Origin of the sequence: Pseudomonas faucium, from assembly GCF_021602585.1 — a bacterium.
GTDB lineage: Bacteria > Pseudomonadota > Gammaproteobacteria > Pseudomonadales > Pseudomonadaceae > Aquipseudomonas > Aquipseudomonas faucium.
Window position 1 is genome coordinate 94,652 of the sequence record NZ_BQIP01000003.1, and the last position, 26,540, is coordinate 121,191.

Genomic DNA, 26,540 nt, shown 5'->3' on the forward strand with positions numbered 1-26,540 from the left:
GATCAGGGTTGGCGAGCGGCTTGCTCAGGCACTGTGAACAGCAGCGCCTTGATCGGGCCCTCGGCCAACTCGCCGGTTTTCATCCAGCCGCCGACGGGCACGATCGGCGTGTACACCGACGAGGGGTCGGTGATCAGCCAGAGCCGCTTGTAGTGTTTGGCAAGATCCTCCGGGTTTGCCACGTACAGCACATCCGACCGCTCATAGAACAAGGTCAAGGTCCCGTAGGTGGTGGGCGACGTGCCGCTGGTATCGGGCCGGATGTAGGTGAAGAGAAAGGCCGGCTGCCCGGTAGCGTTGTAGTACTGGATCGACAGGTAGGTTCTCTTGCGATCGCCCAGCAGCGCATCCCCCGGCCGCCACTGCGCATTGACCTGCGCCATGATCGTGGCCAGGTCGCCGCCTGGCTTGGCCTTGTAATCGTAGAAACCCGCCAGCCCCGCCACTTCCATGAACAGACAGCCCATCACCGCCAACAGCAGGGTTCGCCTTGGCGATACATCTGCAGCGATGGCGACCACCAGCGGCAACGCCAGAAGCGCAAACAGCAGGTACCGGTTGATGTACATCGGCATGGCATAGGACACCAGCCACACCACCAGCACCGGGATGAAGCAGTAGCCCAGCAGCAGCACGCTGGGCTGGCCTGGCTTGGAAACCCGCAGCAGCACCCGCAGTGATGCCAATAGCAGGAACATCGTGAACAGCACGGCAAGCACGCCTGGGGCGCTGCCGTTGAGGGTGAAGGCCTTCCAGAATGTCGACGGCATGCTCATGGCAGAGGGCGGAAAGCGCTCGATCCAGCCAACCAGCTCGCGATGGTCGAGCTGGCGATACAACACCGGCAACCAGGGCAGATAGGCAATCGCGATGGCCGCATTTCCCAGCCACCAGGGGCGAGTGAGCGCCAGCACCCTGCCTTGCGCATCCCTCGTCAGCAGCAGATAGACCCAGTTGGCCAATGCCCCCAGCACGGCAAAGTAATGGGTGTAGAGGGCCGCGACCATCAACAGGCAGTAGGCGGCCAGATAGGCTTTTTTCTGCCGGCTGACCCACAGCCACAGCATGTACACGGCGGTCAGCAGCAGCAGGCCCAGCAACGCATACATCCGCGCTTCCTGGCTGAAACGTATGCCCATCGGAAAGAACGCCATCAATACCCCCGCCATGACTGCGGCGCGCCAGGACGCCAGTTGGCGTGCCAGCAGCATGCCCACGCCTACGGTCGCGATGCCCGCGCAAACGCTCAGGCTTCGAACCGCCAGGGCGTCACTGCCGAACCCTTGCATCCAGTAATGCAGGGTCAGGTAATAGAGCGGTGGGTGAACGTCCCTGGCGGTATGAAAGAGGATCTGCGCAGGCTCCAAGCGGCTGAGCAACACACTGAATGCTTCATCCAGCCAGATGCCCGGTATCGACACCTGGTGCAAGCGCAACGCAGCACTGGCGAGCAGGATGGCCAGTACCACACCGGCTCTGGACCAGCGCCCCTGCCATCGCCGCGAGCCGCTCACCGTTGCTCCTTGAACACGCCCCGGCCAGGCCGCGCGGCCTTGCGCCCTGCCAGGCCCTTCACGACGTAACGCGGGCGGTGCTTGGACTCCAGGTAGATACGGCCGATGTATTCGCCCAGCACGCCGATCCCGATCAGCTGCACCCCACCGAGAAACAACATGGCCGTCATCAGCGAGGGGTACCCCGGCACGGGGTTGCCGAAGATCAACTTGTCTGCAACCAGCACTGCCGCATAGGCAAACGCTGCGAAGGCAATGCTGCCGCCCAGGTAAGTCCACAGCCGCAGCGGCACCGTGCTGAACGAGGTGATGCCATCGAGTGCCAGGTTCCACAGTTTCCAGGCATTGAAACGGCTGCCACCCTGCGCCCGCGAAGCGCGCTGGTACTCCACCACCGTGGTGCTGAACCCTGCCCAGGACAGCATGCCTTTCATGAACAACTGCTGCTCCGGCATCGACTTGATCACCTCCACGACCTTGCGGTCGAGCAGGCGAAAGTCGCCGACGTTTTTCTCGATGCGTATCTGCGAGATGCGGTTGAGCAGGAAGTAGAACGCGGCGGCGCTCAGGCGCTTCGGGTAACCCTCGCTGGAACGGTCTCGGCGCTTGGCCAGCACCACATCGAAACCGGCGCGCCACTGTTCGATGAGCAAGGGGATGACATCCACTGGGTCCTGCAGGTCGACATCGATTGGAATGACCGCGTCGCCCCCCGCCATTTCCAGGCCGGCGAACAGCGCCGCTTCCTTGCCGAAGTTGCGCGACAGATCGACCAGCATGACGTCCGGGTCGCCCGCGATCAGTTGGCGGATCTGCAGTTCGGTGCCGTCCTCGCTGCCATCGTTGACGAAAATCAGCTCGATGCGCGCCGTACAGCCACGCATCGCCTGGCGAACCGCGTCATAGAACGGCCGGATCGCCAGCGCCTCATTGAACACCGGCACGATCAGCGAAATATCCATTTGCGCCGTACCGTGAAGAGCCACCGCCAAAGCAAAAAGCCAAGCAGCAGACTGATGGCCGAGTACAGCAGGACGGTGAGCGCCGGATGCCAGCCCTGCTCATCTGCAAGTGCTCCCAGGGCCACGCTGAAGCTGCCCATGCACACCACCAACGACAAGTAGCGCGCAAGCGACAGGGGCACCCTGAAGGTGTACCGGGAGTTGGCCACAAAGGAGAACGACAGCGCCACGAAGAAGGCCGTCAGGTTGCTGGTCGCCTGGTCGGTGCCGGCGATCAGCTGCATTGCAGTGAACGCTGCAACATGGATGGCGCTATTGAAGACGCCGACGATCAGGTATTTGAGAAACGCGGGTGCACTGCGCTGCATGGTCGGTCACGCCTTCCTTGCCTGCCCTGAACGCCACGTTAGGCGATAGGTGCAAGGTGTTCTACTGACAAAAATGCCAGTAGACGGCTGCAGCGACCGAAGATATCTGCCTGCAAAAGGGCCGCCCGAAGGCGGCCCCCAAGCCTGTCATGCAGCTGGGCTGACCACGCCCTGCGCCTGCTTGGGCGCCAGGCGGAAGGTGTAGTACAACGCCGTCAGCAGCACCAGGAACGCCGGGCCGATGTACAGCGCCACGCGGGTGTCCTCGAAGTAGGCCATCAGGCCTACCACCAGTACCAGGAACGCCAGGGCCAGGTAGGAACTCAGCGGCCACAGCCACATGCGGTACTTCAGGGCCTTGCGCTCGGCGCTCGACAGCCCGGCGCGGAATTTCAGCTGGGCCAGCAGGATCATCACCCAGGTCCAGATCGCGCCGAAGGTGGCGATCGACGTTACCCAGACGAACACCTTCTCAGGCACCAGGTAGTTGGCCAGCACGCCCAGCAGCAAGGCTGCGATCGACAGCAGCAGCGCATTGCGCGGCACGCCGCTTTTCGAGGTGCGGGCGAAAGCCGCCGGGGCCTGGCCGTTCTGCGCCAGGCTGTAGAGCATGCGCCCGGTGCTGAAGATGCCGCCGTTGCACGACGACAGCGCCGCGGTGATGACCACGAAGTTGATGATGCCGGCGGCGGTCTTGATGCCCAGGCGCTCGAAGGTCATGACGAACGGGCTGCCCTGGCTGCCGATTTCGTTCCACGGGTAGATCGACAGGATCACGAACAACGCGCCCACATAGAACAGCAGGATGCGCCAGAACACCGAGCCGATGGCCTGCGGAATGGTTTTTTGCGGGTTGCGTGCTTCGCCGGCAGTCAGGCCGATCATTTCCACGCCCAGGTAGGCGAACATCACCATCTGCAGCGACATCAGCACACCGGTCACGCCATTGGGCATGAAGCCGCCGTTGCTCCACAGGTTGGAAATACCCACAGCCACGCCGTCATTGCCGAAGCCGAAGGCAATGATGCCGATGCCGCCCAGCACCATGGCAATGATGGTGACGATCTTGATCAGGGCGAACCAGAACTCGAACTCACCGAACGCCTTGACCGCGATCAGGTTGACCGCGCCCATGCTGCCCAGCGCCATCAAGGCCCAGATCCAGCGGGGCACGTCAGGGAACCAGATGCCCATGTAGATGGCCACTGCGGTGATTTCCGCAACACAGGTCACCAGCCACAGGAACCAGTAGTTCCAGCCGGTGAGAAAGCCCGCGAGTGGGCCAAGGTAGTCCTGCGCATAGCTGCTGAACGAACCGGCGACCGGGTTGTGCACGGCCATTTCGCCGAGCGCACGCATGATCACCAGGATCGCCAGGCCGCCAATGATGTAGGAAAGCATGATGGCAGGCCCGGCCATTTCAATGGCTTTGGCCGAACCGAGGAAGAGACCGACACCGATACAGGCGCCCAGCGCCATCAGACGGATGTGCCGTTCGCCCAGTTCACGCTTGAGAGGGCCGCCCTGGGCGGTCTCTGCATGGGCAGGGTGGTTGCCGACTGGCATAGCAATACAACCTCATTTTGTTATTGGATTTGACCTTCGTGCAGCCGCAACCTGCCGATAGGCATGGTGTTGGCTCGCCAGGCTGGCCTTGTGGGCCGGCCCGTATGCCGGAATAGAGCGCCCGGCAGGGCGAAGGGGCCGAGCAGTATAGGAAGCCCGACGTAGGGCTTTTCACTGTAAATATCCAGAAATTTGGCGAGAAGTCGGGGGATTAAGGCTTACCCCCCACGCCATGCAGCCACCCTAGCAATATCGCCGTCGGAAGAAACCAACACCAAAGCCGCATATCCCACATCAGTTTTCTACTCTTCCTACAATTTTTTCACCGCCTGCTGTCACCGTCTAAGCTTCAGGCAAGTAACGAGAAATAACCTGGCCGGATTGAAGACTATGGGCGCACTGTGGCAATCGGAACCAACCAGAACGGAAGCACCCGAACCACCTCTGGCCGAGACGCCACCGCCGAAGCCCACTCGCAAGCGTCGGCTGTGGTGGCGGCTGATTGTGTTGATCCTGCTGGTGGCGATCGTGGCCATCGGCTTTGCCGCCTATGATGAATTTCGCACCTCCGAGCTGCAGTCGCGCGAATTCAGCAAGCTGGCCACCACCCTCACCTACTCGCTGCAGCCTGGCCCCAGCGACGCCATCGTCTACCCCGGTGACGGGCCGTTCGACAAGCGCCTGGGCTACAGCGCGCTGGGCGAATTCCTGCCACGCCTGCTCAAGCGCGACTACCTGATCAGCGAACAGGTGAAGTTCTCCCCGGCCCTGATGAACTACGTCGACCACGGCCTGTTCGCCCCCTACATCGAGAAAATCCAGGCGGGCCTGGCGATCACCGACTGCCGTGGCGACACCCTCTACCAGTACAACTATCCCCAGCACCTGTACCCCAGTTTCGCGGCCATCCCGCCGGTGATGGTCAACAGCCTGCTGTTCATCGAAAACCGCGACCTGCTCGACCCGCAAGACCCGAAGAACAACCCGGCCGTGGACTGGCCGCGCTTTGCCAAGGCCGCCTACAGCCAGATCGCCAAGTACCTGGCCCTGCCAGGCCAGTCGGCCGGTGGCAGTACCCTGGCGACCCAGCTGGAAAAGTACCGCCACTCGCCCGACGGCCTGACCGTGTCTGGCGCAGAGAAGATCCGCCAGATGATTTCCGCCAGCGTGCGCGCCTACCAGGGCGGCACCGACACCACCGAAGCCCGCCAGCGCATCGTGCGTGACTACCTCAACAGCGTGCCGCTGTCAGCAGTGCCCGGGCATGGCGAGGTGCATGGCATGGCCGAGGGCCTGCGGGTGTGGTACGGCGCCGATTTCGACCAGGTCAACCAGGCCCTCACCTCCACCGCCACCGACCCCGACAGCATGGCCGCGCGCGGCCTGGCCCTGCGCCAGGTGCTGTCGCTGATGATCGCCCAGCGGCGCCCCTCGCATTACCTGTCCAAAGGCCGGGTGGAGCTGGCCGACCTTACCGATTCGCACATCCGCGTGCTGGCCGCCAGCAATGTCATCGACCGCCCCCTGGCCGACGCGGCGCTGGCCAGCAAGGCGGTGTACCGCGACTGGGTGGCGCAACCGACCATCGTGCCGATCATCACCAACAAGGGCATCAGCCTGGCGCGCAACCGCCTGGCCGCCATGCTCAACCGCCCGCTGTACGACCTCGACCGCCTCGACGTGTCGGCCACCAGCACCTTGCAGGCCGACCTGCAGATGCAGGCCAGCCAGTACCTGAAAAACCTCTCCGACCCGGTGTTCGCCGCACAGATGGGCCTGATCGGCGAGCGCCTGCTGACCGCCAAGACCACCGACCAGGTGCGCTACAGCTTCACCCTGTTCGAACGCACCGCCGATGGCTCGCGGGTGCGGGTGCAGACCGACAGCACCGACCAGCCCTTCGACATCAACGAAGGCAGCAAGCTGGAGCTGGGCTCCACCGCCAAGCTGCGGGTGCTCACCACCTACCTGGAAATCATCGCCGAGCTGCACGACAAGTACGCCGGCAAACCCGCCGCCGAGCTCAAGAAAGTGGAAGTCGCCGAGCTCGACCGCATCACCCAGTGGTCGCTGGAGTGGCTGGCGCAGAACAGCAAGAACCAGAGCCTGGACGCCATGCTCGACGCCGCCCTTGAGCGCAAGTATTCGGCCAACACCGGCGAGGCGTTCTTCACCGGCGGCGGCATGCACGTGTTCAACAACTTCCGCAAGGAAGACAACAACCGCAACCCAACCCTCAAGGAAGCCCTGCGCGAGTCGATCAACCTGCCGTTCATTCGCCTGATGCGCGACCTGGTGCGCTACGTGACCTACCAGCAGCCGTTCAACCGGGTGCCGCTGCTCAAGGACGATTCCGACCCGCGCCGCCAGGAATACCTGGCGCGCTTCGCCGACAAGGAAGGCACCAACTACCTGATGCGCTTCTGGAAGAAGTACCAGCGCAAGACCTCGCAGCAACGCCTGGACACCTTCATCGACAGCATGCGCGTGACCCCGCAGCGCCTGGCGGCGGTGCACCGCTACCTGTTCCCCGAAGCCGGCCAGGAAACCTTCAACGCCTTCGTCCGCGCCCACAGCAAGGACGACAAGATTGCCCTGGGCAAGCTCACCGACGGCCGCCTGGCGGAGATGTACGAAGCCTACGGCCCCGGCAAGTACGACCTGCCCGACCAGGGCTACATCGCCAAGGTGCACCCGCTGGACCTGTGGCTGCTCGGCTACCTGCTGAAGAACCCGAGCGCGACCCTGACCGAAATGGTCAATGCCAGCCGTTTCGAGCGCCAGGAGGTGTATGGCTGGCTGTTCAAGAGCCGCTACCCGGGCGCCCGTGACAGCCGCATTCGCACCATGGTCGAGATCGAGGCCTTCACCGACATCCACCAGCGCTGGAAGCGCGTGGGCTACCCCTTCGACCACCTGGTGCCGTCGCTGGCGACCGCCATCGGCAGCTCGGGCGACCGCCCGGCGGCCTTGTCGGAGCTGGTCGGGATCATCCAGAACGACGGCATCCGCCTGCCGACCCTGCGCATCGACACCCTGCACTTCGCCGCCAACACGCCCTACGAAACCAAGCTGGTCAGCGACCCCGACCGCGGCCAGCGGATCCTGCCGGTGGAAGTGGCCCGCGCGCTCAAGGGCGCGATGTCGCAAGTGGTCGATGCCGGTACCGCGCGGCGCATCTCCGGCAGCTTCAAGCTGCATGACGGCACGCCGCTGGTGATGGGCGGCAAGACCGGCACCGGCGACAACCGCATCGAGAGCTTCGGCGCGGGCGGGCGGCTGATCGGCTCGCGCTCGCTGAACCGCACCGCCACCTTCGTGTTCTTCCTCGGCGACAACCACTTCGGCACCCTGACCGCGTTCGTCCCGGGGCGCTCGGCGGAGGCGTTCAAGTTCACCTCGGCGCTGCCCGTGCAAGTGCTCAAGGGCATGGCGCCGATCCTCATGCCCTACCTGGAGCCGGGCAACCCCAACGAATGCAAGGCGCCGCAAGTGGCCATGCACGAAAAGGACTCATCGAATATTTAGATGATAATCATCCGCATTTAGAGGCTTGTCTTTAGATATATCTTGAGTAATATCTTGCGATATATCTAAACGACGGAGCCTCACCTTCATGCGCGACCCTTACGCCCATGACCCCTTCGAACGCCGCCCCGGCCGCGGTGAGCGCGGCCCTCGGGTATTCGCCCCCGGCGACCTGAAACTGCTGATGCTGTCGCTGCTGGCCGAACAGCCCGGGCACGGCTACGACCTGATCCGCCAGATCGAAAACCTCTTCGACGGCAGCTACACACCCAGCCCCGGGGTCATCTACCCCACCCTCAATTTCCTCGAGGAAGCCGAATTGATCAGCGGCCAGGTGCAGGGCAGCAAACGCCTGTACGCCATCACCGACGCCGGCCGCAGCGCCCTCGGTGAACAGGCTGTGGCCCTTGACGGCGTGCGCATGCGCATCGAAGTCAGCAAGCGCGCCCTGCGTGGTCACGACCGCCCGCCACAGATCCATGAAGCGGTCGGCAACCTGCGCCATGCCCTGCACATGCACAGCGGCCACTGGAGCCCCGATGAAATCCAGCGGGTGCGCAACCTGCTCAACGAAACCGCCAAGGCCATCGCCGCCGGGCCGGCCGACACCGCTACGGAGATTCCCCATGAGTGACAGCATCCACCGCGTCAACCACGAAATCCGCCAGCGCAGCCTGCAGGTGCTGCGGGTCACCGAACTGACCCCGCGCATGCGCCGCATCACCTTGGGTGGCGCGCAGCTGCAAGGCTTCACCAGCCTGGGCAGCGACGACCACATCAAGCTGCTGTTTGCCGAAACGCCCGAGCAGCAGCAGGCCATCGACGCCGGCAACCTGGGGCGCGACGGCGCCGTGCGGCCGACCATGCGCGAATACACGCCGCGGCGCATCGACCTGGCCAACCTCGAACTGGACATCGACTTCGTGCTGCACGGCGATGGCCCGGCCTCGACCTGGGCAGCCCAGGCGGCGCCCGGGCAGACGCTGAACATTGCCGGGCCGCGCGCCTCGATGGTGGTACCGGATATCTTCGACAGCTACCTGCTGATTGGCGACGAGACGGCCATCCCGGCCATCGGCCGACGCCTGGAGGAACTGCCGGCAGGGCGCCGGGTGCTGGCGGTGGTGCAGATCGAGGATGAGCAGGAGCGCCAGCCGTTGCCGAGCCGGGCGCAGGTCGAGGTGCTCTGGGTGAGGCGCGATGAGGATTTGCTGGCGTTGCTGGAGGGGCTGAGCTTGCCCGAAGGCAAGCTGTACAGCTGGGTAGCCCTGGAGAAGTCGCTGACCCGGCAGGCCAAGGCCTTGTTGCTGGAGAAGGGGGTTGCCGAAGATGCGCTCAAGGCGGCGGCCTACTGGCGAGCGGAAGGTTCTGCTGACGACGAGTGATCGGCTTGGTCTTCACCGGCCCCATCGCCGGCAAGCCGGCTCCCACAGGTACCCCCACAGTTTCAATCATGTGGGGAACCCGTGGGAGCCGGCTTGCCGGCGATAGGGCCGCTACAGGCTAAGCAAATGTACGCACCCGCCGCCCTTTCCAGCGATCAAGCCCCAACAGCACCAGCCCAATCCCCCAGAACCCCGCCAGCACCCCCAGCGCATTGAGCATCACCTGCCCAAAACCCAGGCTCGCCACATCGATGAACGGATACGCATACAGCCCGATCTCGCTGCCCCGCCACAGCGCATAGGCAAAGTACACCGCCGGGTACAACGCCCACGCCGCCAGGTGCCAGAGCCGCAAGTGGCCCTTGGGCACGGCAAACCACCAGTACAGCGCGTACAGCGCCGGCATCACATCGTGCAGCAGCTCGTCCGCCAGCCACTGCCACCCCTGCGGGTGCCACAGATGGCGCAGCAACAGGCTGTAGGCCAGCGCCACCAGGATGATGCTGGCGGCCACGGCCGAGCTCACCGCTGGCGACAGGAAAAAGCGCTTGGCGCCGCCTTCGCGGCCGAACGCCGCGTAGCTCACCACCGTCGCCACCAAGGTATTGGTCAGCACCGTGAAATAGCCGAACAGGTTGATCAGCCCACCGATGAGGCTGGCCTGCTCCTGCCAGCGCGCCAGCAGCACCAGGTACACCTGCACCGCGAGCCCCAGCCAGCCCAGCACGGCCATCGCGGTCAGCCAGGGATGGCGCGGCATGTCAGGCCTTGCGCTGCAGTTTCACGTAGAGCTGCTCGACCTTCTCCCGCGCCCAGGGCGTCTTGCGCAGGAAGGTCAGGCTCGACTTGATGCTCGGGTTGCTCTTGAAACAGCGCACGTCCACGCGCTCGGCCAGCCCCTCCCATTGGTAGTGCGCCACCAGCTCGGTGAGGATCTGTTCGAGGGTCTTGCCGTGCAGCGCGTTGTGTTGGGCCGTGCTCATGCCAGTGCTCCAGCGGGGAAAAGATGCGCACCTTACACGAGTGTAGTGGCGGGTGGGACCTGCGGTGGCCGGTGAAAAAGCGCTGGCCAGGGGTAAATCCTCTGTGCTGAAATAGTGATGTTATATTGTAACAACACAAAAGCATCTGCCAAGGAACGTCACAGCCCCATGCTGCACATCCCGCTCCGCCTCTCCCCCCTCACCCTCGCCCTGTGGTTCGCCGCCTCGCCCAGCCAGGCCGTGGAACTCGAACCCCAGGTCATCACCGCCAACCCGCTGGGCAACCACCAGCTCGCGGCGCCGAGCTCGGTGCTCGCCGGTGACGACCTGCTGCAACAGCAACACGGCAGCCTCGGCGAGACCCTCAACAAACAGCCTGGCGTGGCCTCGACCTGGTTCGGCCCGGGCGCCAGCCGCCCGGTCATCCGTGGCCTGGACGGCGACCGCATCCGCATCCTGCGTAACGGGGTCGGCGCCCTGGACGCCTCGTCGCTGTCCTACGACCACGCCGTGCCACTTGACCCCGTCACCGTCGAGCGCGTGGAAATCGTCCGCGGCCCCGCCGCCCTGCTGTATGGCGGCAACGCCATCGGCGGCGTGGTCAACACCTTCGACAACCGCATCCCGGACGCGCCGATCGAAGGCATCCACGGCGCCGGTGAGCTGCGTTACGGCGGCGCCGACACCACCCGCAGCAGCGCCGGCAAGCTCGAGGCCGGCGACGGCGCCTTCGCCCTGCACCTGGACGCCAACAGCCGCCAGTTCAACGACCTGCGCATCCCCGGCTACGCGCGCAGCTCGAACGTGCGCAGCGCCGACGACACCGGCAGCAAGCACCGCCTGGACAACAGCGACGGCCGCCAGGATGGCGGGGCGATCGGCGGCGCCTACCACTGGGACCACGGCTACACCGGCCTGTCCTACAGCCGCTACGACAGCAACTACGGCTCGGTCGCCGAGCCCGGCGTGCGCCTGGACATGCAGCAGGACCACTACGGTTTCGCCTCCGAGCTGCGCGACCTGGACGGCCCGTTCAGTTCGGTCAAGGTCGATGCCGGCTATACCGACTACCAGCACCGTGAAATCGAAAGCGGCGAGGTGCACACCACCTTCAAGAACAAGGGCTACGAGGCGCGCGTCGAGGCTCGCCACCAAACCCTGGGGCCCATCGAAGGCGTGGTCGGCGCCCAGGTCAGCCGCAACGAGTTCTCGGCACTGGGCGAAGAAGCCTTCGTGCCGCACACCGACACCGACAGCCTGGCGCTGTTCATGCTCGAGCAATGGCAAGCCACCGAACGCTTGAACCTGAGCCTGGGCGCGCGCCTGGAACATACCCGCGTGGACCCGGACGCCAAGGGCAACGACACCTTCGCCGACGCCGACAGCACCAGCAGCTTCAACGCCTACAGCCTGTCTTCCGGGGCGCTGTACCAGCTCGACCCGGTCTGGTCGCTGGCGGCCAACCTCGGCTACACCGAACGGGCCCCGACGTTCTACGAGCTGTACGCCAACGGCGCCCACGTCGCCACCGGGGCCTACGAGGTCGGCGATGCGAGCCTGAACAAGGAAAAGGCCATTTCCGCCGACCTGGCCCTGCGCTTCGACAACGGCACCCACAAAGGCAGCGTCGGGGTCTTTTATAGCCACTTTCGCAACTACATCGGGCTGATCGGCACCGGCAACCTGCGCGAAGGCCACGACCATGACCATGGCGACGAGGACCATGACCACGACCACGATCACGACCATGGCGACTTCCCCGAATACCAGTACCAGGGCGTGCGGGCGCGGTTCTATGGCATCGAGGCCCAGGACCGCTGGCAACTGCTGCACAACCAATATGGCAACTTTGCCCTGGAGCTGTCGGGCGATTACACCCGGGCGAAGAACCTCGACAGTGGCGAGCCGTTGCCGCGCATTGCACCGCTGCGCCTGAACAGCGGCCTGGTGTGGGAACTGGAGCGCTGGCAGGCGCGGGTGGATGTGCAACATGCCGCCTCGCAGCACCGCACGCCGGCCAATGAAACCAGCACCGACGGCTATACCACGCTGGGGGCGAGCGTCGGTTACCGCTTCGACATCGGCCAGAGCCAGTGGCTGGCCTTCGTGCGCGGCGAGAACCTGACGGACCAGACCGTGCGCTATGCCAGCTCGATCCTGCGCGACATTGCACCGGCACCTGGGCGTAGCGTTGAGTTGGGTTTACGCACGACCTTCTGATCCGCTGCACCTTCATCGCCGGCAAGCCGGCTCCTACAGAGCGGGGAATACCTGTGGGAGCCGGCTTGCCGGCGATGGGGCTGCAAGGCAGCCCACTATTACCCGTTCAGCAACAATCCACTGCGACAATTTGTCTTTTTTTCTTACAAATTCCCCTATATCCTCCCCACCGCAAGCTGAATCGCTTCATCTAACCCCTTTGTTGCCCTATTCGTTGAAGGTCCACACCTTCGATGCGCTTGCGGTTTTTTCAATAATCAGAAGATAGCGCTATCTCATGCTCCAACTGCCCAAACCCTGCTACATCGGCCTCGCCCTCGGCGCCCTGGCCACCCCTGCCAGCGCCAGCGAACCCTTCGCCAGCGATTCCCCCTGGATGCTCGGTGACTGGGGCGGCACCCGCAGCGAGCTGCTGGAAAAAGGCTACGCATTCACCCTCGGCTACACCGGCGAAATGGGCAGCAACCTGCACGGCGGCTACGACCATGACCGCACCGCGCGCTACAGCGACCAGTTCACCTTTGGCAGCCACCTGGACCTGGAGAAGATCCTCGGCTGGCAAGCCACCGAACTGCAGCTGACGGTCACCGAACGCCACGGCGACAACATCAGCAACGACCGCATCAACGACCCGCGTGTCGGCGGCTTCACCTCCGCCCAGGAGGTCTGGGGCCGGGGCGAAACCTGGCGGCTGACGCAGATGTGGATCAAGCAGAAGTACTTCGACGGCGCCCTGGACGTGAAATTCGGCCGCTTCGGCCAAGGCGAGGACTTCAACAGCTTCCCCTGCGACTTCCAGAACCTGGCCTTCTGCGGCTCGCAGGTGGGCAACTGGGCCGGCAGCATCTGGTACAACTGGCCGGTCAGCCAGTGGGCCCTGCGCGTGCGCTACAACCTCAGCGACGCCCTCTACGCCCAGGTCGGCGTGTTCGAGCAGAACCCCTCCAACCTCGAGTCAGGCAATGGCTTCAAGCTCAGCGGCAGCGGCACCCAAGGCGCCGTGATGCCGGTCGAACTGGTGTGGAGCCCGGCGGTCAATGGCCTGAAAGGGGAATATCGCGCCGGCTACTACTACAGTAATGCCAAGGCACAGAATGTTCTCAAGGACAGCAACGGCCAGCCGGCCGCCATCAGTGGCGCCGCCTACCGCAGCAGTTCGAGCAAGCACGGCCTGTGGATCGGTGCCCAGCAGCAGATCACTGCGCAGGCATCCGACCAGTCGCGCGGCCTGAGCCTGTTCGCCAACGCCACGGTGCACGACAAGAAGACCAATGCCATCGACAACTATGTTCAGGCAGGACTGCTATTCAAGGGCCCCTTCGACGCCCGCAGCCAGGACGACATCGGTTTCGCCCTGGCCCGCGTGCACGTCAATCCCGCCTACCGCAAGAACGCCCGCCTGGCCAACCAGGCCGCCGGGCTCGACGACTACGACAATCCCGGCTACCTGCCCGTGCAGGACACCGAGTACAGCGCCGAACTCTATTACGGCATTCACCTGGCCGACTGGCTCACCGTGCGCCCGAACCTGCAGTACATCCGCCATCCGGGCGGGGTGTCGCAGGTCGACGACGCGGTGATCGCCGGCCTGAAGATCCAGAGCACGTTCTGACAACTTTCAACCTAACGGAGAACATACGATGAGCACTGACGGTGCCAAGAATGGAAGCCGCTGGCTACCGCGCCTCGTGGGCGTACTGCTGTTGCTGATGGGCCTGGCCCTGTTGGCCGGCGGGATCAAGCTGAGCCAGCTCGGCGGGTCGCTTTACTACGTGATTGCCGGTATCGGCTTTGCCCTCTCGGGCGCCCTGCTGCTGGCTCGCCGGCGCATCGCCCTGGGCCTGTATGGCCTGGTGCTGCTGGGCAGTACAGTGTGGGCCTTGCTCGAAGTGGGCCTGGACTGGTGGCAGCTGGTGCCGCGCCTTTCCCTGTGGTTCGCCATCGGCGTGGTGCTGCTGCTGCCGTGGGCACGCCGCCCGCTGATCGGCCCGGCGGCCAAGGCCAACACCGCGCTGCTCGGCGTTGCCGTGCTGGCCTCGGGCGCCTGTGCCCTGGGCAGCCAGTTCACCCACCCAGGTGAGGTGTTTGGCGAACTCGGCCGCGACAACAGCGAAATGGGCAGTGCCGCCCCGGCCATGCCCGACGGCGACTGGCAGGCCTATGGCCGCACCGAGCATGGCGACCGTTATTCGCCGCTGCGCCAGATCACCCCGCAGAACGCCTATCGCCTGGAAGAAGCCTGGCGCATCCGCACCGGCGACCTGCCAACCGACAAGGACCCGGTCGAGCTGACCAACGAGAACACCCCGCTCAAGGCCAACGGCATGCTCTATGCCTGCACGCCGCACAGCAAGGTGCTGGCCCTGGACCCGGACACCGGTGCCGAGATCTGGCGCTTCGACCCGCAGATCAAGACCCCGGTCGGCACCTTCAAGGGCTTTGCCCACATGACCTGCCGCGGCGTCTCGTACTATGACGAAAATGCCTACGTCAGCCGTGACGGCAGCCCCGCGCCGAAAGTCTCCGACGCCGGCCAAGCCGTGGCCCAGGCCTGCCCGCGCCGCCTCTACCTGCCCACCGCCGACGCCCGCCTGATCGCCATCAATGCCGACAACGGCAAGGTCTGCGAAGGCTTCGCCAACCAGGGCGCGATCGACCTGACCACCGGCATCGGCCCGTTCACCGCCGGCGGCTACTACTCCACCTCGCCGGTGGCGATTACCCGCAGCCTGGTGATCATCGGCGGCCACGTCACCGACAACGAGTCGACCAACGAGCCGTCCGGCGTCATCCGCGCCTACGACGTGCACGACGGGCGCCTGGTGTGGAACTGGGACAGCAACAACCCCGACGACACCAAGCCCCTGGCCCCCGGCAAGCAGTACAGCCGCAACTCGGCCAACATGTGGTCGCTGGCCAGCGTCGATGAAGAACTGGGCATGGTCTACCTGCCCCTGGGCAACCAGACCCCTGACCAGTGGGGCGCCGACCGCACCCCGGGCGCCGAGAAGTACAGCGCCGGCGTGGTCGCCCTGGACCTGGCCACCGGCAAGGCCCGCTGGAACTACCAGTTCACCCACCACGACCTGTGGGACATGGACGTTGGCAGCCAGCCGACCCTGGTGCACCTGAAGACCAAGGACGACGTGAAGCCGGCGATCATCGTGCCGACCAAGCAGGGCAGCCTGTACGTGCTGGACCGCCGCGACGGCACCCCGATCGTGCCGATCCGCGAGATCCCGGTGCCGCAGGGCGCCGTCAAGGGTGACCACACCGCACCGACCCAGGCCCGCTCCGACCTCAACCTGCTCGGCCCCGAGCTGACCGAACAGGCCATGTGGGGCGCCACGCCGTTCGACCAGATGCTGTGCCGCATCCAGTTCCGCGAACTGCGCTACGAAGGCCAGTACACCCCGCCGTCCGAACAGGGCAGCCTGGTGTACCCGGGCAACGTGGGCGTGTTCAACTGGGGCAGCGTGTCGGTCGACCCAGTGCGCCAGCTGCTGTTCACCTCGCCCAACTACATGGCCTTCGTGTCGAAGATGGTGCCGCGTGAACAAGTGGCCGCCGGCAGCAAGCGCGAAAGCGAGACCAGCGGCGTGCAGCCCAACACCGGCGCACCCTATGCTGTGACCATGCACCCGTTCATGTCGCCGCTGGGCGTGCCGTGCCAGGCACCGGCCTGGGGCTACGTGGCCGCCATCGACCTGTTCACCAACAAGGTGGTGTGGAAGCGCAAGAACGGCACCACCCGTGACAGCACCCCGGTGCCGATCGGCCTGCCGGTGGGCGTGCCGAGCATGGGCGGCTCGATCGTCACCGCAGGTGGCGTGGGCTTCCTCAGCGGTACCCTGGACCAGTACCTGCGCGCCTACGACGTGAACAACGGCAAGGAGCTGTGGAAATCGCGCCTGCCAGCGGGTGGCCAGGCCACGCCGATGACCTACACCGGCAAGGACGGCAAGCAGTACGTGCTGATCGTCGCCGGCGGCCACGGCTCGCTGGGCACCAAGATGGGCGATTACATCATCGCTTACAAATTGGCTGAGTAAGCCACCGCCACATCGCCGGCAAGCCGGCTCCCACAGGGGCTCTACCTGTGGGAGCCGGCTTGCCGGCGATGTGGCCGGTACAGGCGCGAAGATGAAAGCGCTCCCCTGCTGCCTTCGTCTACCATTGAAACCCTTCCCCCCGCGCCCCATCTAAGCACCATAGTCATTCACGCAGGTGCCCCATGAGCGACCAGCAGGATTTCCCGGAACAACCCGACGAACACCGCGAAGCCGAACACCTCGATACCCAGGCCGAAGCCGGCCACGCCCTCGCCCTGCCCGGCCAGCAACTGCCGGACAAGGTCTACGTGATCCCGATCCACAACCGCCCGTTCTTCCCGGCCCAGGTGCTGCCGGTGATCGTCAACGAAGAACCGTGGGCCGAAACCCTCGACCTGGTGGCCAAGACCCCGCACCACTCGCTGGCGTTGTTCTTCATGGACACCCCACCTGAAGACCACCGCCACTTCGACACCTCGGCGCTGCCGGAGTACGGCACCCTGGTCAAGGTGCATCACGCCAGCCGCGAGAACGGCAAGCTGCAGTTCGTTGCCCAGGGCCTGACCCGGGTACGCATCCGCACCTGGCTCAAGCACCATCGCCCGCCGTACCTGGTCGAGGTCGAATACCCGCGCCAGCTGGCCGAGCCGACCGACGAGGTCAAGGCCTATGGCATGGCCCTGATCAATGCGATCAAGGAACTGCTGCCGCTCAACCCGCTGTACAGCGAAGAGCTGAAGAACTACCTCAACCGCTTCAGCCCCAACGACCCGTCGCCGCTCACCGACTTCGCCGCGGCGCTGACCTCGGCCACCGGCAACCAGCTGCAGGAAGTGCTCGACTGTGTGCCCATGCTCAAGCGCATGGAAAAGGTCCTGCCGATGCTGCGCAAGGAAGTCGAGGTGGCGCGCCTGCAGAACGAGATTTCCGCCGAGGTCAACCGGCAGATCGGCGAGCACCAGCGCGAGTTCTTCCTCAAGGAGCAGCTCAAGGTCATCCAGCAGGAGCTGGGCCTGACCAAAGACGACCGCAGCGCCGACCTCGAACAGTTCGAGCAGCGCCTGCAAGGCAAGACCCTGCCCGAACAGGCCAAGAAGCGTATCGACGAAGAGATGGGCAAGCTGGCCATCCTGGAAACCGGCTCGCCCGAATACGCCGTTACCCGCAACTACCTGGAATGGGCCACCGCCCTGCCCTGGGGCGTGTATGGCAAGGACAAGCTCGACCTCAAGCATGCGCGCAAGGTGCTCGACCAGCACCATGCCGGCCTTGACGACATCAAGGAACGCATCCTCGAATTCCTCGCCGTGGGCGCCTGGAAGGGCGAAATCAGCGGCTCCATCGTGCTCTTGGTCGGCCCGCCTGGGGTGGGCAAGACCAGCATCGGCAAGTCCATCGCCGAATCCCTTGGCCGGCCGTTCTACCGCTTCAGTGTCGGCGGCATGCGCGACGAGGCGGAGATCAAGGGCCACCGCCGCACCTACATCGGCGCCCAGCCGGGCAAGCTGGTGCAGGCGTTGAAGGATGTCGAGGTGATGAACCCGGTGATCATGCTCGACGAAATCGACAAGATGGGCCAGAGCTACCAGGGCGACCCCGCCTCGGCGCTGCTCGAAACCCTCGACCCCGAGCAGAACGTCGATTTCCTCGACCACTACCTGGACCTGCGCCTGGACCTGTCCAAGGTGCTGTTCGTGTGCACCGCCAACACCCTGGACTCGATCCCCGGGCCGCTGCTCGACCGCATGGAAGTCATCCGCCTCTCGGGCTACATCACCGAAGAGAAGCTGGCCATCGCCAAGCGCCACTTGTGGCCCAAGCAACTGGACAAGGCCGGCGTCGCCAAGGCCAGCCTGAGCATCAGCGACAGCGCCCTGCGCATGGTGATCGAGGGCTATGCCCGCGAAGCCGGCGTGCGGCAGCTGGAAAAACAGCTGGGCAAGCTGGTGCGCAAGGCCGTGCTCAAGCTGCTGGAAGACCCGGATGCCAAGCTCAAGATCGGCACCAAGGACCTTGAAGCCGCACTGGGCATGCCGGTGTTTCGCAGCGAACAGGTGCTGGCCGGCAAGGGCGTCATCACGGGCCTGGCCTGGACCAGCATGGGCGGCGCCACGCTGCCGATCGAGGCGACCCGGATCCACACCCTCAACCGTGGCTTCAAGCTCACCGGCAAGCTGGGTGACGTGATGAAGGAGTCCGCTGAAATCGCCTACAGCTACGTCAGCTCCAACCTCAAGCAGTTCGGCGGGGATCCGGCCTTCTTCAATGAGGCCTTCATCCACCTGCACGTCCCCGAGGGCGCCACGCCCAAGGACGGCCCGAGTGCTGGCATCACCATGGCCAGCGCCCTGCTGTCGCTGGCCCGCGACCAGGCGCCGAAAAAAGGCGTGGCGATGACCGGCGAGCTGACGCTCACCGGCCAGGTGCTGCCGATTGGCGGCGTGCGCGAGAAGGTGATTGCGGCGCGGCGGCAGAAGATTTTCGAGCTGATTCTGCCCGAGCCCAACCGTGGCGACTTTGAAGAACTGCCGGAGTACCTGCGTGAAGGGCTGACGGTGCATTTCGCCAAACGCTTTGCCGACGTGGCCAAAGTGCTGTTCTGAGCAGCACTGGCCTGATCGCCGGCAAGCCGGCTCCCACGGGATTTCGCCAAACCTGTGGGAGCCGGCTTGCCGGCGATGAGGCCTCAAGCACCAGCACAAATTCTCATCGGCTTCGGTTATCCTCAGGCCCTCGCCAGCCTTCGGAGCCACCATGACCGCCCCTCGTCTGCTCGTTCCCCTGAGCCTCGCCCTGCTCACCGCCTGCGCCCAGCAGCCCAAACAAGCTGTGGAGCTGGACGCCGAAAGCGAGTGCCCCAAGCGCCTGCAAGTTGGCCAGGCGCTGACCCTGACCCTCCCCAGCAACCCCACCACCGGCTACCGCTGGCTGGTGCAGAACCCCGCCTCGAACGTGCTGCGCAGCCTCGGCCCCGAGGTCTACAGCGCCCCCGAGGACGCCGGTATCGTTGGCAGCTCGGGTATTTCCAGCTGGCGCTTCGAAGCCCGCGCAGCCGGTGAGGGGCATCTGGTGTTGGTGTATCAGCAGCCGTGGGCGCCGGAAGTACGCCCTGTGCAAACGTTCGATTGTGCCATCAAGGTAAACTGAAGGCCGTTCAGGCCGCTTCGAAACGCCGGCGCAAGGCAAGCAAGTAATCACGTGCTTGCCTTAATGCAGACTCCAGCGCCTGCGTAGTGGAAGCATTCAATGCACGCTCATGAACTTGCCATGCATCGCTGAACTTGCTGGCTTCCTCCACCCAGGGTGTACGTTTTTCTAGCAGTTCCTGGACACTGTAGAACTGGCCGGCGGTCTGCTGGGCCTTTTCCTGTTGCTCTTGAAGCTGCTTCAAGGTTCTTTCCTGGTCAGCCCGGGCAGCGCTGAGCCGCTTTCTGGCCGCTACGACATCGGCGAACGTTCGTCCTTCCTCCAGCAGGTCCAGGTGTTTGTTGAGTTTGTTCAAGGCCGCCTTGACCAGCTCTGGGCTTAGCGTTGGGTCTTTGAACGTCTTCAGCAGCGCGTCTATGTCGCTTTCATCCGGAATGGTGTTGCGCAAGGCCTTGCGTACCGAAGGTCGATCGAGCGTCTCCAGTAGAGCATCGACCTCTTCGAGTTTTGCCGCCTTGTCGGCGAGCAACTTTTCGACCTCTGTAATGTTCTTGCGCAGCGCCACGGCAGCGGCCTCATGCTCTTGTTGAAGTTCCTGAACATGCGGTGAGCGATACCGGCGCACTCGCTCTATCGCTTCGATAATATCGCTGACCGCCGCACACACATCCTGTCGGGTGCGCAGCAGCTCTGGCTCATCCAATTGCGACAGCGTGTCTTTAAGATCCAGGTTCAATTCGACCAAACTGGCCACTGCTTTTTCCCGAAGGGCGTCATTGCCGGCCTTGACCAGATTGATCAGGTCCAGCAAGCGCTCACGCACGGCCGGCAGCATGGCTGTAGAGTCGCTGTAGTAAAGATGATGCATCCGTGCCTCGACCTGCAGCATCACACCAACATCGGGCAGTTCATCTATTTTTATTTCCATGACAGCAGCGCTCCTTAAAGACCAACGGATTCATTGAACAGTTTAGAGATGTGACCGGTAATACCTACGATTTCCGTCCACGGAGAGATAACCCGCTGGAAGCCTCTGACAAAGCGCTTAAACTCCAATTGCGTCGACAGGCCTTCAACCTTCTTCAGCGAACTGTTCGCATAGGCTTCCAATAGTACCCAAACATCTTCCAGGTTTTTGGCCGCCGTACTGACTTCGACCAACCTGAATTGCATATCTCGTAAAAGACTCTTGATGCTTTCGAATTGGTCCACTCCTCCCCCCAGCAACGCATTTTTACGCGCTGAAAGCTGCACATGTTTATCGATTAATTCATTTTTATCAGCCCGTACCGCTTCAGCTTTAGCACCATAGATCCCGCCCGTAATGGCGAGCCCGATAGGCCCGAAAAGCAGGCCAAAGAATGCTGAGCCGACAAGCCCACTGTACTCTGAGAGTTTTTGCTCAATGGCTTCACTCAGTGAGGCCAGTTCCGTTTCTATTTCCAGCAATTTTTTTGCCGCATCGTGGCCGTCGAACCTGCCATACAAGCCTCTGGCCTCCGGCTCCAAGCTATCGGTAATCATGTCGCCAAAGCGATCGATGAGTTTTCTGACGTGCCGGATACTCTCGAGCCTGTGGGCGATATCTTCGGCGATGTTCCGTAAGTAAGTATCCACACTGTCATTGAATATTTTACTATCGCCTTCAGAAAGCTTGACAGCCTCGTGAACAGCTAAGTCTTCAGCGACTACTTTCCAGGAATCGCTTTTTTCAACAGCCTTTAAAAATTGCTCACCATCATCGATGAGGCCCTCCGCAAACACATGAAGTTCAGCGCCTATGTCTTTGCAGGCGTCTTCAACTTCACCCCAGAATCTTACGTGCGCACGCAGGTTATCAAAAAGATGGTTAACATCCGTTGCGTCAAGCCCAAGGATAGCCAGTGCCCCCTCGCCTACCACTTTTTCATGCCCTGGCAAACGATTAACCTGCGTCGTGTAACGCTTGATCGTTGTCAGGTTTTCTTGGCTGAAGATAAAGGCTGGTGCTTCCCTCTTGAAGTTAAATATCTGGCTCGGAATCAATATGGCCCGCTGCTCTTCCGTCAGCTGATCAAATGGCTTTTTCTCATCAGGCTTTGCGTCGCCACCTTGCGATAGAGGTAAATCTTCCACACTGCCGCTGCTCATACAACACCTCCACGGTGGGTCTAAAATATTCAAAGCAGAAATGAAACCGCTCAAATAAAGTAGCGCTGGCCGTTGATTACTGAAGTCAGGGTATTGTCGATAACGTGCCTGAAAATTCACCGGGCGTGGCAAGACCCGGGAGTAGCGGAACCCTCTCCTCCCCATGGCGGCCTTGTGTCACTTCGGTCTGATAAATAGGCAGCCACGGCCGCTTTTGGCTAGAATATTGCCCCCTCATCACCCACGCTTGAGCCTGCCGTGAGCCAAAACCCCGACCGCCTCTTCTCTCAACCTCTGGAACAGGTGCCCGACTTCGCCTTCAACGAAGACGTGGTGCGCGTGTTCCCGGACATGATCAAGCGCTCGGTGCCCGGCTACCCGACCATCGTCGAGAACCTCGGCGTGCTCGCGGCGCGTTTTGCCCAGCCGAATACCAGGCTGTACGACCTCGGCGCCTCATTGGGTGCCGTCACCCAGTCGCTGCGCCGCCATGTGCGCAGCGAGGGCTGCCAGGTGATTGCCGTGGACAACTCGGCAGCCATGGTCGACCGCTGCCGGCAATACCTCACTGCGCAAGACTCGATGTTCCAGGAACTGCTGCCGGTGCAGGTGCTGGAGGCCGACATCCTGGCCTTGCCCTTCGAGCCTGCCTCGGTGGTGGCGATGAACTTCACCCTGCAGTTCATCGCCCCCGATCAGCGCCTGGCGCTGCTGGGCCGCATCCGCCAAGCCCTGCTCCCCGGCGGCGCACTGATCCTCTCGGAGAAACTGCGTTTTGCCGACGACGAGGAACAGGCCCTGCTCAATGAACTGCACCTGGACTTCAAACGCGCCAATGGCTATAGCGAACTGGAAATCGCCCAGAAACGCAGTGCCATCGAGAACGTGATGAAGCCCGACACCCTGCAGGCCCACACCGAGCGCTTGCGTGCGGCAGGCTTCAGCAAGGTGGTGCCGTGGTTCCAATGCCTTAACTTTGCCTCGTTGATAGCCCTGCCATGATCGATCTGTCTCCCCTCGTCCGCCGCCTGGCGGGCACGCCCCTGGCTTCCTGGTCGCAAGGCCTGCAAGCGCAACTGGATGCCAAGCTGGAAAAAGGCCACGGCGACCTCGACCGCTGGCGCGGCGCGCTGGACGCCTTGCCAGCCCTGCAACCGAGCGTGGTCGACCTGGCCGAAGGCCTGCGCCTGGATTGCGACTGCGACGACGCCACCCGCGCCCAAGTGCGCGATGCGCTGATGGGGCTGTCGCCCTGGCGCAAAGGGCCGTTCGACCTGTTCGGCGTGCACGTGGACACCGAATGGCGCTCGGACTGGAAGTGGTCGCGGGTCGGCCCGCACCTGGACCTCAAGGGCAAGCGCGTGCTCGACGTGGGCTGTGGCAATGGCTACTACCAGTGGCGGATGCTCGGCGCCGGTGCCGACATGGTCATCGGCGTCGACCCCAACTGGCTGTTCTTCTGCCAGTTCCAGGCCGTGCAGCAGTACCTGCCCGAGCTGCCCGCCTGGCACCTGCCCTTCGCCCTGGAAGACCTGCCGGCCAACCTCGAAGGGTTCGACACGGTGTTCTCCATGGGCGTGTTCTACCACCGCCGCGCGCCCATCGAGCACTTGCTGGCGCTCAAGGACTGCCTGGTCAAGGGCGGCGAGCTGGTGCTGGAGACGCTGGTGATCGAAGGTGACGAGCAGCAAGTGCTGGTGCCCGAGGACCGCTACGCGCAGATGCGCAACGTCTGGTACCTGCCCTCGGTGCCGGCGCTGGAGCGCTGGCTGCGGCGTGCCGGTTTCAGCGACGTGCGCTGCGTGGATGTGAGCGTGACCAGCGTCGAGGAACAACGCAGCACCGAGTGGATGCGCTACCAGTCGCTGGGCGACTTCCTCGACCCGCACGACCACAGCAAGACCGTCGAAGGCCTGCCGGCCCCGCGCCGCGCCACGTTGCTGGCGCGCAAATAAAAAAAGCGCCCCGTGGGGGCGCCCAAATCACACCTGTGCCGAGGAGCTGTTTCGGCGCAGGTGCCGTTGCCTCAGTCCTGCGCCACCTTGCGCGCGGTTTCCTGGGCCTTGCGCTCACGCTCGGCGAGCGCCTGCTGCTTGTCGTCGCCGTGCAGGCGCTGCTGGTCCTGGCGGAAGGCTTCCCAGAATTGCCGGGAGCGCTCCGCGCCCCCTTCGGCATAGACGCTGGCGCTGCCCAGGGCGAGGGTCGCCAGCAACAGGTATTTGCTCAGGTTCATCGTGCTTGCCTCGTGATAACCGATCAGACAGGGCCATCCTAGCCACGCGCAGCTAACGCCAAGGTGAGGGGGGGATTACAGTCTTGCAATGTGGCGTCAGCGCTGACCCTATCGCCGGCAAGCCGGCTCCCACAGGGGTCTTTGCTGGTTTCATCGATCTTTGTGGGAGCCGGCTTGCCGGCGATAAGGCCCTGGCAGACAGCCAGATAACACCAGGATTACAAATCCGTTATCTGCCCCGTTTCCGCTTTCGCATGCCGTAACATCCTGCCGCTTGACCCTGATCCAGCTACAGGGTCGAGAATCGCCCCCCTTCCATTGCCCCGAGCCCCCCATGCGCCTACTCATCATCGAGGACGAACTGCGAACCGCCGATTACCTGCAGCAGGGCCTGCGCGAGAACGGCTACGTGGTCGATTGCGCCCACACCGGCACCGACGGCCTGCACATGGCTCGCCAGCAGCCTTATGACCTGGTCATCCTCGACGTCAACCTGCCCGAACTCGATGGCTGGACCGTGCTGCAGCGCCTGCGCGCCGAGTCGCCCACGCGCATCATGATGCTCACCGCCCACGGCCGCCTGGCCGACCGGGTCAAGGGCCTGGACCTGGGCGCCGATGACTACCTGCTCAAGCCGTTCGAGTTTCCCGAGCTGCTGGCGCGCATCCGCAGCCTGCTGCGCCGCAACGACCAGCAGATGCAGCCCAGCACCTTGCGCGTTGCCGACCTGGAACTGGACCCCGGCCGCCACCGCGCCTACCGGGGCGGGCAGCGCATCGACCTGACCGCCAAGGAGTTCGCCCTGCTGCACCTGCTGATGCGCCAGAGCGGCGAAGTGCTGTCGCGCACGCAGATCATCTCCTTGGTGTGGGACATGAACTTCGACTGCGACACCAACGTGGTCGAGGTGTCGATCCGCCGCTTGCGCGCCAAGATCGACGACCCGTTCGAAGACAAGCTGATCCACACCCTGCGCGGCGTGGGCTACGTGTTGGAGGCGCGCTGATGCGCCAGGCCAGCCTGTCGCTGCGCCTGGGCCTGGGCGTGACCCTGATGGGCGCCGCGCTGGTGCTGTTGCTGGCCTGCCTGGCGGTGTTCGCCCTCGAGCATGAGCTCGACAGCCGCGCCCGCAAGGACCTGGCGCGCAAGATGCTGCAAGTCGAGCACAACCTGCGGGTCGACCTGCGCAGCGAAGACCTGGGCAGCCGCGCCCACCCGCTGCTCGACCTGGTGATGGGCCACGACAACCTGAGCCTCAGCGTGCTCGCCCTCGATGGCCGCCACCCGCACCTGCTGAGCCTCGGCCCGGCCCTGGAGTCGCGGGTGGGCGAGCTGTACACCGACAACCAGCTGCGCTTTCACCAATGGCGCGACAGCAGCGGCCAGCAGTTGCTCACCGCCAGCCGGCAGATGCGCTTGCGCGACGACACCCCGGTGCGGGTGATGATGTCGCTCAACCGCGCAGACGACAACGACCTGCTGCAGGCCTACCTGCACTCGACCTTGCTGGCCCTGCCGCTGCTGTTGCTGCTGATCGGCGCCGGCGCCTGGTGGCTGGTGCAACGCGGCTTGAAACCGCTGCGCCACTTCCGCCGCATCGCCGGCAGGGTATCGGCCCAGGACCTGCAGCACCGGCTGCCCGACCATGGCTTGCCGCCAGAGCTGGCCGAACTGGCCACCAGCATCAATGTCATGCTCGACCGCCTGGACCAGGGCGTGCGCCAGCTGTCGCAGTTTTCCGACGACCTGGCCCATGAGCTGCGCACGCCCTTGAGCAACCTGATGGGCAAGGCCCAGGTGACCCTGGCCCGCGAGCGCGACAGCGAGCAGTACCGGGAAGTGCTGGCCGACAGCATCGATGAGCTGACTCGCCTGAGCCGCATCATCAACGACATGCTGTTTCTCGCCCAGGTCAGCCAACCTCAGATGCAAGTGGCGCTCAAGCCCTTGGCCTTGGCTGACGAGGCGCAGCAGGTGCTGGAACTGTTTGCCTTCAGCGCCGAGCACAAGGGGCTGACACTGCGGTTGCAGGGCTGGGGCACGGCCCTGGGCGACCGGCTGATGTTCCAGCGCGCGCTGTCGAACCTGCTGAGCAATGCGATTCGCCATAGCCCGCAAGGCTGTGAAGTCAGCCTGGGCATCGAACGGCATGGCAACGAGGTGTGGCTGTGGGTGGCGAACGAGGGGCCGGGGATTGCCGATGAACATCTGCCGCGCTTGTTCGAGCGGTTCTACCGAGCGGGGTCGGGGCGCTCGCGGCTGGAGGGTGGCACGGGGCTGGGGCTGGCGATCGTGGAGTCGATCATGCAGCTGCATGGGGGGCGGGTCGAAGTCGCCAGCAAGTCAGCGGGGCCGACGCGGTTTTCCTTGGTGTTTTGCGCCGAATAGGTCATTGCCAGTACTGGCCCCATCGCCGGCAAGCCGGCTCCCACCATTGGAACAGTGACATCCC

The 26,540-nt window shown here is 63.9% G+C and carries 21 protein-coding genes; 12 read left to right on the forward strand and 9 right to left on the reverse strand.

Features of this window, described 5'->3' with window-relative positions; all coding sequences use genetic code 11:
• Nucleotides 1-2: 2 nt before the first annotated feature.
• From L6D75_RS05270 to L6D75_RS05285, 4 genes are all read right to left on the reverse strand, one after another.
• The gene (locus L6D75_RS05270; protein WP_176511042.1) at nucleotides 3-1,367 is read right to left on the reverse strand and encodes a glycosyltransferase family 39 protein; all 1,365 of its coding nucleotides are present in this window, start codon (nucleotides 1,365-1,367) and stop codon (nucleotides 3-5) included.
• Between the two features lie 143 nt (nucleotides 1,368-1,510).
• Nucleotides 1,511-2,476: a glycosyltransferase family 2 protein gene (locus L6D75_RS05275; RefSeq protein WP_176511041.1), complete on the reverse strand. Its 966-nt coding sequence runs from the start codon at nucleotides 2,474-2,476 to the stop codon at nucleotides 1,511-1,513.
• On the reverse strand, nucleotides 2,461-2,844 hold the full coding sequence (locus L6D75_RS05280; RefSeq protein WP_176511040.1) for a GtrA family protein: 384 nt from the start codon (nucleotides 2,842-2,844) through the stop codon (nucleotides 2,461-2,463). The genes L6D75_RS05275 and L6D75_RS05280 overlap by 16 nt, the downstream gene beginning before the upstream one ends.
• A gap of 147 nt (nucleotides 2,845-2,991) precedes the next feature.
• The gene (locus tag L6D75_RS05285; protein ID WP_176511039.1) at nucleotides 2,992-4,410 is read right to left on the reverse strand and encodes an amino acid permease; all 1,419 of its coding nucleotides are present in this window, start codon (nucleotides 4,408-4,410) and stop codon (nucleotides 2,992-2,994) included.
• 390 nt (nucleotides 4,411-4,800) lie between these two features.
• On the opposite strand from L6D75_RS05285, the gene L6D75_RS05290 reads away from it, so the two are divergent.
• From L6D75_RS05290 to L6D75_RS05300, 3 genes are all read left to right on the forward strand, one after another.
• Entirely contained in the window at nucleotides 4,801-7,938 is a 3,138-nt protein-coding gene (locus tag L6D75_RS05290) for a transglycosylase domain-containing protein (RefSeq protein WP_176511038.1), read from the forward strand.
• Between the two features lie 88 nt (nucleotides 7,939-8,026).
• The gene (locus L6D75_RS05295; RefSeq protein WP_176511037.1) at nucleotides 8,027-8,572 is read left to right on the forward strand and encodes a PadR family transcriptional regulator; all 546 of its coding nucleotides are present in this window, start codon (nucleotides 8,027-8,029) and stop codon (nucleotides 8,570-8,572) included.
• Nucleotides 8,565-9,323 (forward strand): siderophore-interacting protein, encoded by a 759-nt coding sequence (locus tag L6D75_RS05300; RefSeq protein WP_176511036.1) that lies wholly within the window; start codon nucleotides 8,565-8,567, stop codon nucleotides 9,321-9,323. The genes L6D75_RS05295 and L6D75_RS05300 overlap by 8 nt, the downstream gene beginning before the upstream one ends.
• 118 nt (nucleotides 9,324-9,441) lie before the next feature.
• Here L6D75_RS05300 and L6D75_RS05305 read toward each other — a convergent pair whose 3' ends face one another.
• On the reverse strand, nucleotides 9,442-10,083 hold the full coding sequence (locus L6D75_RS05305) for a Pr6Pr family membrane protein (RefSeq protein ID WP_176511035.1): 642 nt from the start codon (nucleotides 10,081-10,083) through the stop codon (nucleotides 9,442-9,444).
• Nucleotide 10,084: 1 nt separating this feature from the next.
• Nucleotides 10,085-10,306 (reverse strand): VF530 family protein, encoded by a 222-nt coding sequence (locus tag L6D75_RS05310; protein ID WP_176511034.1) that lies wholly within the window; start codon nucleotides 10,304-10,306, stop codon nucleotides 10,085-10,087.
• Between the two features lie 168 nt (nucleotides 10,307-10,474).
• Here L6D75_RS05310 and L6D75_RS05315 point away from each other — a divergent pair, with 168 nt between their 5' ends.
• From L6D75_RS05315 to L6D75_RS05335, 5 genes are all read left to right on the forward strand, one after another.
• A complete protein-coding gene (locus L6D75_RS05315; RefSeq protein ID WP_176511033.1) occupies nucleotides 10,475-12,526 on the forward strand; it encodes a TonB-dependent receptor in 2,052 nt (683 codons plus the stop codon).
• A gap of 277 nt (nucleotides 12,527-12,803) precedes the next feature.
• Nucleotides 12,804-14,138 carry a carbohydrate porin gene (locus L6D75_RS05320; RefSeq protein WP_176511032.1) on the forward strand — a complete coding sequence of 445 codons (1,335 nt, stop codon included), beginning with the start codon at nucleotides 12,804-12,806 and terminating at the stop codon, nucleotides 14,136-14,138.
• A 28-nt stretch (nucleotides 14,139-14,166) separates the two neighbouring features.
• A complete protein-coding gene (locus L6D75_RS05325; RefSeq protein ID WP_176511031.1) occupies nucleotides 14,167-16,578 on the forward strand; it encodes a glucose/quinate/shikimate family membrane-bound PQQ-dependent dehydrogenase in 2,412 nt (803 codons plus the stop codon).
• A gap of 182 nt (nucleotides 16,579-16,760) precedes the next feature.
• Nucleotides 16,761-19,181 (forward strand): endopeptidase La, encoded by a 2,421-nt coding sequence (gene lon, locus L6D75_RS05330; RefSeq protein ID WP_176511030.1) that lies wholly within the window; start codon nucleotides 16,761-16,763, stop codon nucleotides 19,179-19,181.
• Nucleotides 19,182-19,332: 151 nt separating this feature from the next.
• Nucleotides 19,333-19,725, forward strand: coding sequence for a protease inhibitor I42 family protein (locus tag L6D75_RS05335; protein ID WP_176511029.1), 393 nt, complete (start codon nucleotides 19,333-19,335; stop codon nucleotides 19,723-19,725).
• 7 nt (nucleotides 19,726-19,732) lie between these two features.
• On the opposite strand, the gene L6D75_RS05340 is transcribed toward L6D75_RS05335, so the two are convergent.
• Entirely contained in the window at nucleotides 19,733-20,653 is a 921-nt protein-coding gene (locus L6D75_RS05340) for an alpha-xenorhabdolysin family binary toxin subunit B (protein WP_176511028.1), read from the reverse strand.
• Nucleotides 20,654-20,667: 14 nt separating this feature from the next.
• The gene (locus L6D75_RS05345) at nucleotides 20,668-21,855 is read right to left on the reverse strand and encodes an alpha-xenorhabdolysin family binary toxin subunit A (protein ID WP_176511027.1); all 1,188 of its coding nucleotides are present in this window, start codon (nucleotides 21,853-21,855) and stop codon (nucleotides 20,668-20,670) included.
• Nucleotides 21,856-22,113: 258 nt separating this feature from the next.
• Between L6D75_RS05345 and cmoA the strand changes: the two genes are divergently transcribed.
• Together cmoA and cmoB are read left to right on the forward strand one after the other, a co-directional pair.
• Entirely contained in the window at nucleotides 22,114-22,857 is a 744-nt protein-coding gene (gene cmoA, locus L6D75_RS05350; RefSeq protein WP_176511026.1) for a carboxy-S-adenosyl-L-methionine synthase CmoA, read from the forward strand.
• Nucleotides 22,854-23,810 carry a tRNA 5-methoxyuridine(34)/uridine 5-oxyacetic acid(34) synthase CmoB gene (gene cmoB / locus L6D75_RS05355; RefSeq protein ID WP_176511025.1) on the forward strand — a complete coding sequence of 319 codons (957 nt, stop codon included), beginning with the start codon at nucleotides 22,854-22,856 and terminating at the stop codon, nucleotides 23,808-23,810. The genes cmoA and cmoB overlap by 4 nt, the downstream gene beginning before the upstream one ends.
• Nucleotides 23,811-23,881: 71 nt before the next feature.
• Here cmoB and L6D75_RS05360 read toward each other — a convergent pair whose 3' ends face one another.
• Nucleotides 23,882-24,088: a hypothetical protein gene (locus L6D75_RS05360; protein WP_176511024.1), complete on the reverse strand. Its 207-nt coding sequence runs from the start codon at nucleotides 24,086-24,088 to the stop codon at nucleotides 23,882-23,884.
• Between the two features lie 334 nt (nucleotides 24,089-24,422).
• Here L6D75_RS05360 and L6D75_RS05365 point away from each other — a divergent pair, with 334 nt between their 5' ends.
• Together L6D75_RS05365 and L6D75_RS05370 are read left to right on the forward strand one after the other, a co-directional pair.
• A complete protein-coding gene (locus tag L6D75_RS05365; RefSeq protein ID WP_176511023.1) occupies nucleotides 24,423-25,094 on the forward strand; it encodes a heavy metal response regulator transcription factor in 672 nt (223 codons plus the stop codon).
• Complete coding sequence (locus tag L6D75_RS05370) at nucleotides 25,094-26,476, forward strand: heavy metal sensor histidine kinase (protein ID WP_176511022.1); 1,383 nt, start codon at nucleotides 25,094-25,096, stop codon at nucleotides 26,474-26,476. The genes L6D75_RS05365 and L6D75_RS05370 overlap by 1 nt, the downstream gene beginning before the upstream one ends.
• The last annotated feature ends 64 nt before the right edge of the window (nucleotides 26,477-26,540 follow it).

Excerpts from the sequence above, each read along its gene's own strand:
- L6D75_RS05275 (WP_176511041.1), bottom strand. The coding sequence starts at position 2,476 with ATGGATATTTCGCTGATCGTGCCGGTGTTCAATGAGGCGCTGGCGATC.
- L6D75_RS05280 (WP_176511040.1), bottom strand. The coding sequence starts at position 2,844 with ATGCAGCGCAGTGCACCCGCGTTTCTCAAATACCTGATCGTCGGCGTC.
- L6D75_RS05285 (WP_176511039.1), bottom strand. The coding sequence starts at position 4,410 with ATGCCAGTCGGCAACCACCCTGCCCATGCAGAGACCGCCCAGGGCGGC.
- L6D75_RS05290 (WP_176511038.1), top strand. The coding sequence starts at position 4,801 with ATGGGCGCACTGTGGCAATCGGAACCAACCAGAACGGAAGCACCCGAA.
- L6D75_RS05295 (WP_176511037.1), top strand. The coding sequence starts at position 8,027 with ATGCGCGACCCTTACGCCCATGACCCCTTCGAACGCCGCCCCGGCCGC.
- L6D75_RS05300 (WP_176511036.1), top strand. The coding sequence starts at position 8,565 with ATGAGTGACAGCATCCACCGCGTCAACCACGAAATCCGCCAGCGCAGC.
- L6D75_RS05305 (WP_176511035.1), bottom strand. The coding sequence starts at position 10,083 with ATGCCGCGCCATCCCTGGCTGACCGCGATGGCCGTGCTGGGCTGGCTG.
- L6D75_RS05310 (WP_176511034.1), bottom strand. The coding sequence starts at position 10,306 with ATGAGCACGGCCCAACACAACGCGCTGCACGGCAAGACCCTCGAACAG.
- L6D75_RS05315 (WP_176511033.1), top strand. The coding sequence starts at position 10,475 with ATGCTGCACATCCCGCTCCGCCTCTCCCCCCTCACCCTCGCCCTGTGG.
- L6D75_RS05320 (WP_176511032.1), top strand. The coding sequence starts at position 12,804 with ATGCTCCAACTGCCCAAACCCTGCTACATCGGCCTCGCCCTCGGCGCC.
- L6D75_RS05325 (WP_176511031.1), top strand. The coding sequence starts at position 14,167 with ATGAGCACTGACGGTGCCAAGAATGGAAGCCGCTGGCTACCGCGCCTC.
- lon (WP_176511030.1), top strand. The coding sequence starts at position 16,761 with ATGAGCGACCAGCAGGATTTCCCGGAACAACCCGACGAACACCGCGAA.
- L6D75_RS05335 (WP_176511029.1), top strand. The coding sequence starts at position 19,333 with ATGACCGCCCCTCGTCTGCTCGTTCCCCTGAGCCTCGCCCTGCTCACC.
- L6D75_RS05340 (WP_176511028.1), bottom strand. The coding sequence starts at position 20,653 with ATGGAAATAAAAATAGATGAACTGCCCGATGTTGGTGTGATGCTGCAG.
- L6D75_RS05345 (WP_176511027.1), bottom strand. The coding sequence starts at position 21,855 with ATGAGCAGCGGCAGTGTGGAAGATTTACCTCTATCGCAAGGTGGCGAC.
- cmoB (WP_176511025.1), top strand. The coding sequence starts at position 22,854 with ATGATCGATCTGTCTCCCCTCGTCCGCCGCCTGGCGGGCACGCCCCTG.
- L6D75_RS05360 (WP_176511024.1), bottom strand. The coding sequence starts at position 24,088 with ATGAACCTGAGCAAATACCTGTTGCTGGCGACCCTCGCCCTGGGCAGC.
- L6D75_RS05365 (WP_176511023.1), top strand. The coding sequence starts at position 24,423 with ATGCGCCTACTCATCATCGAGGACGAACTGCGAACCGCCGATTACCTG.
- L6D75_RS05370 (WP_176511022.1), top strand. The coding sequence starts at position 25,094 with ATGCGCCAGGCCAGCCTGTCGCTGCGCCTGGGCCTGGGCGTGACCCTG.